At 60.0% G+C, this 1,996-nt stretch carries 1 protein-coding gene; it reads right to left on the bottom strand.

From position 1 onward, the window contains the following. Positions 1-98: 98 nt before the first annotated feature. Positions 99-1,397, bottom strand: coding sequence for a group II intron reverse transcriptase/maturase (gene ltrA, locus DOM57_RS07810; protein ID WP_110648669.1), 1,299 nt, complete (start codon positions 1,395-1,397; stop codon positions 99-101). Positions 1,398-1,996 lie beyond the last annotated feature (599 nt).

The following is a 1,996-nucleotide window of genomic DNA, read 5'->3' as shown; positions in this document are numbered from 1 at the left end:
GTCGGGTAGACCGGGCGATTGCTCGACCCGGCCCCCCACAGATCCGGACGTGCGCAATTAACGCATCCGGCTCTTCAACCATCAGTTTCGCTGAAGGATCAGCATGGGTGAACAATCCTCGCCTTGGGAAACGGCAAGAGCTTGAAGAGTTGAAGCGCATTGCGCCACACAATCCTTGCCTTCTGGGAACGCCGGCTCAACCACTTGATCCAACACCACTTCACCCGATGGCGAAACGTCTGTATGGATCGCATATTGCCGCGAATACCGTAGTAGGCAACGTGACCTTGGATCTTACGACTCAACTTCTCGTGCTGTTCCCGAATCGGCAGGTGACGATTCCACCGGCACCACTGTGAGATGTGCTTGAGCCCACGCCGAAACCTATCCTTCGCCGTCTTGCGCTTGATAACCAAGAGCCCGCGGCGTGACTTCCCCCAGTAGTGGGTGAAGCCCAGAAAGTCGAAGGTTTCGGCACGCTGCTCACGATACGGGCGGAACCTCACCAGGCGGGTCTTGGTCGGGTGCAGGGTGAGGCCGAAGCGCGCGAAGCGCTTGGGCACCACTTCCAGTACCTTGCGGGCGTCAGCTTCACTGCTGAATGCGAGCACGGCATCGTCGGCGAAACGTACCTCGAACGCGCGTCCTCGCAGGCGTGGCTTGACGTCTTTCTCAAACCACTCGTCCAGTACATAGTGGAGATAGAGGTTCGCCAGCAATGGGGAAATGACCCCGCCCTGTGGGCTGCCGACTTTCCCCTTCTGCCACTGCCCATCCTCCAATACTCCGGCCTTGAGCCACTTGCCGATCAGGCGAAGGATCACACCGTCCTTCACTCGTTGCTGCAGAAACGCTCGCAGGTGCTGATGGTCGATCGTGTCGAAGAAGGCCTTGATGTCCAAGTCAATGACCCAGCCACCTCCCATCGACGACAGGCCATCCCACACCGCCTTGACGGCCTGGTGTGCCGAGCGGCCCGGCCGGAAACCATATGAGCAATCCAGGAAGTCATGCTCGTAGAGAGGCTCCAGTAGGGACACCACTGCACGTTGCAGGACCTTGTCTTCAAAGGTGGGAATGCCGATCGGCCGTGTGGTACGCCCATCCCCTTTGGGGATATGGACACGCCGCACCGGCAGCGCCTTGTAGCGACCACTCTTGGCTTCCTCCAGCAACCGCTGGATGTTGGCCTCGAAGTCGCGCACGAAGTCGTCCGCCGTCTGGCCATCAATCCCAACCGCACCGTCATGGCGCGTCATCAGGTAGGCCGTTTTCAGCCACTGGGCGTCGATATGATGCGCCAGTGACGTGAAGGCACGCTGCGGGAAGCGCTCTGCCAGCGCTGCTATCCGCACTTGTTTCGTGGACATGACTTCAGGTTCCTGAGCACCTGTCATGTTTCCCTCGTACGGGTCTGATAGTTGGCCACCCCTTCCCTCCACCGGGTCCCATCGAGCTGGTTCCCCGATTTCATCAGTACTATGAGTGGCTCCGACTCCCATTACCCCATCTGGCCGGCTCGCTACACTCGCCGTACCGTACCTCCTGAGTGGCTGTTGTTTCGCTCCCATCACCGCCAGTCACTGCAGTGCTGGGCCAGGGAGCTTGGGGGCAGGTGGCTCCCGTACCTGATAGCGTTAGATCGGAGGAGGGAAATGGGCCTCCCAGGTTCCTGGGAACCCCCTGTGTGGACATGCCCTGCTCTAATGACCCCGGCGACCTTCGTTCACCAAGCCTTTTCAGTGAACTCGTGTTGCCTTCCGCTATCCGCAGGGCGTCGGCGATCGCATGGTGAAAATTTCGGGGCTCAATGACACGGCCTACTCACTTGCTGTCTACGCTTCACAACGGCGGTTGCCCGACGCTGCGCAAGACTCGCTACCGGCTGGCGGCTACCCTTGGCCGGGTGGGAATTGCACCCACTGGGGTTCAACTCACCCTTTCTGCAGGCTCTGGCCTGCTCCCAGGTGACCAAGCTTTGCCTGGCGCACGCGGA

Origin of the sequence: Salinicola peritrichatus, from assembly GCF_003206715.1 — a bacterium.
GTDB classification, from domain to species: domain Bacteria; phylum Pseudomonadota; class Gammaproteobacteria; order Pseudomonadales; family Halomonadaceae; genus Salinicola; species Salinicola peritrichatus.
Note: the sequence above shows the minus strand (reverse complement) of the source record. Positions and strands in the feature narration are given on the sequence as shown.